At 44.3% G+C, this 6407-nt stretch carries 7 protein-coding genes; 5 read left to right on the forward strand and 2 right to left on the reverse strand.

The features are described from left to right. Both B3O33_RS09255 and B3O33_RS09260 read right to left on the reverse strand, forming a co-directional pair. A partial coding sequence (locus B3O33_RS09255; protein WP_292363479.1) for a TRAP transporter large permease subunit occupies positions 1–295 on the reverse strand: 295 nt, incomplete at its 3' end. After that, positions 295–822: a TRAP transporter small permease subunit gene (locus tag B3O33_RS09260; protein ID WP_292363480.1), complete on the reverse strand. Its 528-nt coding sequence runs from the start codon at positions 820–822 to the stop codon at positions 295–297. The genes B3O33_RS09260 and B3O33_RS09255, both read right to left, overlap by 1 nt. Before the next feature lie 161 nt (positions 823–983). Here B3O33_RS09260 and B3O33_RS09265 point away from each other — a divergent pair, with 161 nt between their 5' ends. The 5 genes from B3O33_RS09265 to B3O33_RS09285 all read left to right on the forward strand — a co-directional run. Continuing rightward, positions 984–1349 carry a DUF4389 domain-containing protein gene (locus tag B3O33_RS09265; RefSeq protein ID WP_292362416.1) on the forward strand — a complete coding sequence of 122 codons (366 nt, stop codon included), beginning with the start codon at positions 984–986 and terminating at the stop codon, positions 1347–1349. A gap of 28 nt (positions 1350–1377) precedes the next feature. Further along, on the forward strand, positions 1378–2148 hold the full coding sequence (gene yaaA, locus B3O33_RS09270; protein ID WP_292362417.1) for a peroxide stress protein YaaA: 771 nt from the start codon (positions 1378–1380) through the stop codon (positions 2146–2148). A 106-nt stretch (positions 2149–2254) separates the two neighbouring features. Then, positions 2255–3592 (forward strand): diguanylate cyclase, encoded by a 1338-nt coding sequence (locus B3O33_RS09275; protein WP_292362418.1) that lies wholly within the window; start codon positions 2255–2257, stop codon positions 3590–3592. A 1-nt stretch (position 3593) separates the two neighbouring features. After that, positions 3594–4142, forward strand: coding sequence for an RNA 2',3'-cyclic phosphodiesterase (thpR, locus tag B3O33_RS09280; protein ID WP_292363481.1), 549 nt, complete (start codon positions 3594–3596; stop codon positions 4140–4142). Positions 4143–4217: 75 nt separating this feature from the next. Beyond that, the coding region (locus B3O33_RS09285) for a diguanylate cyclase domain-containing protein (RefSeq protein WP_292363482.1) at positions 4218–6407 on the forward strand (2190 nt) is incomplete at its 3' end.

Raw genomic sequence — 6407 nt, forward strand, 5'->3', positions numbered from 1 at the left:
AGATAGCCAGGCCTCCACGAATACGGCCAAATACCCGGCCCATGGTATCGAGCAATTCTTCCGCGACACCGGATTTTTCCAGCACAACCCCCATAAACACAAAAAGAGGGACAGCCAGCAAGGTGAAGTTGGTCATGATGCCCCAGATGCGAAACGGCAACAGCTGGAAGAAATCAAAACCCAGATAGATACTGCCAAATAACAACGAAATGGCACCCAGCACGAAGGCGACCGGATAACCGGTCAGTAACAGCAGGATTAACAGTCCAAACATCAGCAGAGCAATATATTCCATTACTTTTGCTCCTGATGACTGCGAATAATGCGGATATTACGAATTAGCTCAGCCACCGCCTGAATCATTATCAACAGAAAGCCCAATAACAGTGCTGATTTGAGAATAAACCGATAGGGCAGGCCGCCCGGGTCTGGTGAGCCTTCCTGATAGAGAAACGAATTGTAGGCAAATGGCCAACTGCTGATCAGAATCAGCAGACAGAACGGCATCAGAAACAATACAATGCCAAGCGTATCTATCCAGGCGCGATGCTTATCCGTCAGGCGCTGACTGCGATATAAAATATCCACCCGCACATGGGCGTCGTGCTTCAAGGTATAAGCGCTGCCGAGTAGAAATATGAGCGCGAACAGGTGCCATTCCAGTTCTTGCAGTCCTACAGAGCCTTGTTGAAACAGATAACGCATCATCACGTCGTAACAGGTTAACAATACCAGCAGTAATACCAGCCAGCTACTGAGTTTGCCGGTGTATTCGGTAAAACGGTTTATCGAGGTTTCCAAAGTGATAAAAAATCGGTCCATGGTGGTTTCGGTCATCAACAGGAATAAACGCCAAAGTTTCCCACAAACCAGCTGATTGCTCCAGTAATTGCTCAGTTTATGAAATTTATGTTTTGACTATCCGCAATGCGTAATGGAAGTGTTAAAGTGATATGGACTTATCATTAATCAGGAGACACGACATGGATAACACTGGTCTTAAAGATAGTGGTGAAAAGCAGCAACTAATCCGCTTACTGTATATGTTGCTTTATGGTTTTGTGCTGTATCTGACCATGACTGTTTTAGCCATAGTGGTCATTGTGCAGTTTGTCTTTGCATTATTTAGCGGTAGTGCCAATGAATCAATCCGGGGTTTTTCAAAAGATTTGGCCCGCTTTATCCAGCAAATTGTTTTATTTCTGACATACAATGATGAAAGAAAACCTTTTCCGTTCAATCCTTTATATGATGAGGTAGAGGTTGAGGCGGTGTATGATAACGATGATTATATTGCGGATTATGAAGATATTAGCGACCGAGATGATCCGAACAAACCTAAACCATAAATCTGACTGAAGGAACCTTAAATTTCTTATGCTCACTGTAATCTCACCAGCGAAGACGCTCGATTTTGATACACCTTCGCATACCGATAAATACACTGAACCACGGTTTCTGACACAATCACAGCAATTGATAGATCAATTGAAAAAGCTGTCTTCTCAGGAAATTGCCGGCCTGATGAAGATCAGTGACAAACTGGCTGGTTTAAATATGGCACGGTTTCAACAATGGGAAACGCCTTTTACCGAGAAGAACGCCAAACAAGCGATCCTGGCATTTAAAGGAGATGTGTATACCGGCCTGAACGCTGAAACCCTGAATGAAAATGGGTTGGCGTTTGCACAGCAACATTTACGGATCTTGTCCGGCCTGTACGGTGTATTAAGACCTTTGGATCTGATACAGCCCTATCGTTTGGAGATGGGTACGCCATTTCAGAATGATGCTGGCAGAGATCTCTACAGTTTCTGGGGAGAGAAATTGCAGGAATCGTTGCAAGCAGAACCGGCGTTAAGTGATGGCGTGTTAATCAACCTTGCATCGAATGAATATTTTAAAGCAGTGAATGCTAAAAAACTTAATGCGACCATTATTACACCGGTTTTTAAAGACTGGAAAAATGGTCAGTATAAAATGATCAGTTTTTATGCCAAAAAAGCACGGGGACTGATGAGCCGTTACATTATTGATCAACAAATTAATTCGCCGGAAAAACTCAAGCAATTTGACTTGGATGGTTATCGATACAGTGACGAAATGAGTCAAAAAAATGATTGGGTATTTATCCGGGATCATGATTAACTAAGGTGAGCTAGTGAAGGCAATGGAGCCAAGGACGGTATGTCGATACATAGCATTTATGCTGGTTTGGATTGGCTTTTTGGTGTGCCTCCCTGTTAGAGCAGAAGTGGTTCTGAGTTCAGACGAGCAGGACTATCTCACCAAAAAACAATCGATAACGCTATGTACGGATCCCGACTGGCTCCCGTATGAAGGTATCGATGAAAAAGGCCGGTTTACCGGCATCATGTCTGACTTTTATGACTTATGGTCCGACAAAATAAAGACACCAATAGAGTTGGTTACCACATCAAGTTGGGAGCAGTCACTGCAATTTGTGCAGGCTGGTCAGTGCGATATTCTTGCCAGTGCTCAGGATGTTCCCAGTCGGCGTGAATGGCTCAACGTAACGCGTCCCTTTATTTTTTATCCATTGGCTGTTGCCACACAGCCGGACCATGAGTTTGTGGTGAAATTCGAACAGATTCGCGAGCGTGATTTTGTCATGGTGGAGGGGTATGCCGGTGTTGAAATGCTGCGTAATCGTTATCCGCATATCAATATCCGCATTGTCGATACGCCACGGCATGGTTTGAAACAGGTCGAAACGGGTCAGGCTTATGGATATATCGATACCGTCCCGACGATAAATTACCAGATGTTACGCTGGGGAATTTCCCACCTGAAAATCAGTGGGGTGCTGGATCAGCAATATGCAATGTCGGTGGGGGTGAGCACCAGAGAGCCGCAATTGCTTGATATTTTCAACAAGGTGATTACTGATACCACTGAGATGGAACGTCAGAGAGTGCTGGCTAACTGGTTGTCAATCGATTATCCGCAACCCGCAGATAATGCTTTGTTCTGGCAGTTACTGGCTGGCATTTTGTTGGTACTGCTGGTGCTGGTTTATCGTTATTGGCAGATGCATCACCATAACCGGAATTTATTGCATTTAAATACCAGGCTTGAACAAATTTCCCAGCATGACCATCTGACAGGGCTGGCCAATCGCTATGCATTGTATCAGCGGTTTACTCTGGAACTGGATGCGGCCAATCGATCACAACAGGCCTTTTCGTTAATCCTGTTGGATGTGGATTATTTTAAAACGATTAATGACGAGTATGGCCATGATGTGGGTGATGACGTTATCAAAGAGTTTGCCTTGCTGTTGAAGTCGATGGTGCGTGAAAATGACCTGGTAGGTCGATGGGGCGGTGAAGAATTTTTGATCCTCTGTTCACAAACCTCACAAAATGGCGCTTTGCGATTGGCTGAGCAAATGCGTCTTCAGATACAACAATATGTTTTTAATGTTGATCAGCTTATTACAGCCAGTTTCGGAGTAAGTGAATTCAGGCACGGTGAAGTGATTAATGATACGATTAAACGTGCTGACGAGGCATTATATCGGGCCAAAGATAATGGGCGAAATCAGATTGTAACGGCGGATTCTGATTAATATGAATTTAAAACAAAACAGGGAGTTAACGCCGGGAAGATATTTTTTTGCCCTGTCTCCAGACTTAAACTCCCGCATGCAGATTCAACATATAATGAAACGTCTGCCAGATGACCCTTCTCTCAAGTTACAAACTACTGATAACTTACATCAGACTTTATTATTTCTCGGACAACTGGATCAACAGCAAATCAATGCATTGTTAAAACATGTCGACTCAATACGCTGTCCGGCAATAGATATGCAGTTTGATCTTGTTTCCTACTGGGAAACGCCGGGTATTTTCTGTCTGACCAGTCGCACGCCCAGAGCGGTATTGTTTGATTTAGTCAGTAAGCTGGAACAGATTGCCAGGGAAGCAGAGATAAAAGTAGATGAAAGACCCTACCAACCCCATATTACATTGGCACGTAAAGCCAGCGGAGCAGTATCTGTGCCGATTGCTCTGGTGTGTTTTAAAGCAGAACAACTGGTACTAATGAAGTCGGTATCAACAGAACAAGGGCCGCAATATCAACCAATCATGCACTGGCCAATCACCGCTGCCTGAATGGCTCTATTTTGGTCAGTGAGAACACAGTAAATCTGTTATAAATATAACAGTCTCCTATTGGCCAGCCTGTTCATGATCTCAAAAGCCAAACCAATCAATTTAAGTTCGTTATTGATGCTGGTATCAGCATTGTTAACCAGCGGACAATTATTGGCAGAGCAAACCACCTTGCGGGTCGGTGTCTATGAAAATCCACCCAAGCTGTTGACGGATTCAAAAGGACAGCTAACGGGCATTCTGGGTGACATTCTGCAAGTGATCGCAGCTCAGGAAAACTGGCAGTTGATTGCCGTGCCCTGTTATTGGAATGAATGTCTGCAGCAGCTCGCCAATGGTGAAATTGATTTGTTACCGGATGTAGCAGCGAGTTCGGCACGCAGTGAATTATATGATTTTCATTCCACTGCAGCATTACTCAGCTGGTCACAGATTTATGTCAATCGCAGGCATACCCTGAGCAGTTTACTGGAGCTTGATGGTAAACGACTGGCGTTACTTCGAGGTTCGATTCAATACGATTATTTACGTCAATTGGCAGAAAATTTCAGTATTGATGTCACCTTTGTTCTGGTTGATACACAGGAAGCAGCTTTTGCAGCGTTAATGAATGGCATTGCCGATGCCGTAACAGCAAATAACTTTATTAGTGAACTTAAAGCTGCCGAACTGAACTTAAAACCCACGCCGGTTGTTTTTCAACCCAGCCGTTTGTATTTTGCAACGACTCGCGGTCAGCATGGCGAAGTGTTGCAGGCCATTGATAAGTATTTGCAACAATGGCAAGCAGACACTGAGTCGCCCTACTTTTCCATTTTGAATGATTGGAATAGTTCTGAAACCAAGACAACCATTCCAAAAGAAATCTGGTGGTTAGTTATTGCCCTGATTGCAGGTTTTGCCAGCGCAATACTATTTTCACTGTTAATGCGGCGTCGCGTTCATGAAAAAAATATTTCGCTGCGTCAAACTCAGCAAAATTTGAGTGTCATTCTGGATAGTGTCGATGCCCATGTTTATATCAAAGATCTGCAATTGCATTACCAGTATGTCAATCAAAACCTGTGCAAACTGATTGGCCTGGAAGATAAAGATATATTAGGTAAAACCGATGAAATACTGTTTGACCGTGAAACCTGCCAGACTTTGCGTGAAAATGATCTAAGGGTTATCGAAAAAGGTGAACGTATTGTAGAGGAAGAAACCATTAAGGTTCATGGCTCTGCTAAACCTCTAACCTTCTTATCGGTCAAAATGCCGTTGCGGCGTGAAGACGGCACTATCTACGCCTTATGCGGCATCTCGACAGACATCACGGATCATCTTTTGATTCAAAAGCAGCTTCGTAAACTGGCGTTATATGATTCGTTGACGGGATTGGCAAATCGTCGGTTACTGATGGAATTTCTGGATGATTCACTGGCAGAAAGTCATCAATCGAAAATGGAAGGCGCATTATTGATAATCGATCTTGATGCGTTTAAAACCTTGAATGACACGTTAGGACATCACGCAGGCGATTTATTACTCCAGGGGGTTTCCAAACGCCTTCAATCACGGTTGGCACCCAATGATTTAGTTGCCAGATTGGGATCGGACGAGTTTGTTATCGTCAAGCCGAACATGGGAGCAAATCGAGTTGAGGTGGAAGCGGCCGCACAACAGCTAGCTGAAGAGATCCTGCTGGATTTTGTGTTGCCCTTTATATTGGATCAGACACAGTATATTGCCTCTGCCAGTGTGGGTATTGCCTTATTTTCTGATGCAGAAGGCGATGTTGAACGTTTACTGCAAGAGGCTGATATGGCGCTATACCGGGCCAAAGCATCAGGCCGTAACAGCCTGAGGTTTTTTGACCCGATCATGCAGAAAGAAGTGAACCGTCGCAGTGAATTGGAACGCAAATTACGAGAAGCTATTTCACTGCAGCAGTTAGAATTGTACGTGCAACCGCAAATCAGTAGTGATCAGCAATATGTTGGAATGGAAGCGTTATTACGCTGGCATGATCCCGTAGAAGGGTTTATTTCACCTGCTGACTTTATCCCGGTCGCTGAGTCGAGTGGCCTGATCATCCCATTGGGTGCATGGGTGTTGAGAAAAGCCTGTGAAATACTGGCTGAGTGGTCAACGCTACCAGGCATGGAGAATCTGACTTTATCGGTCAATATCAGCCCCAGACAGTTCCGTCATTTGCAGTTTGTTGAGTATATAGACAGCTGCATCGACGAATTTGGTGTGAACCCCAACCATCTGGAACTGGAA

The sequence above is a fragment of the Methylophaga sp. UBA1464 genome (genome assembly GCF_002325665.1).
Classification (GTDB): Bacteria; Pseudomonadota; Gammaproteobacteria; order Nitrosococcales; family Methylophagaceae; genus Methylophaga.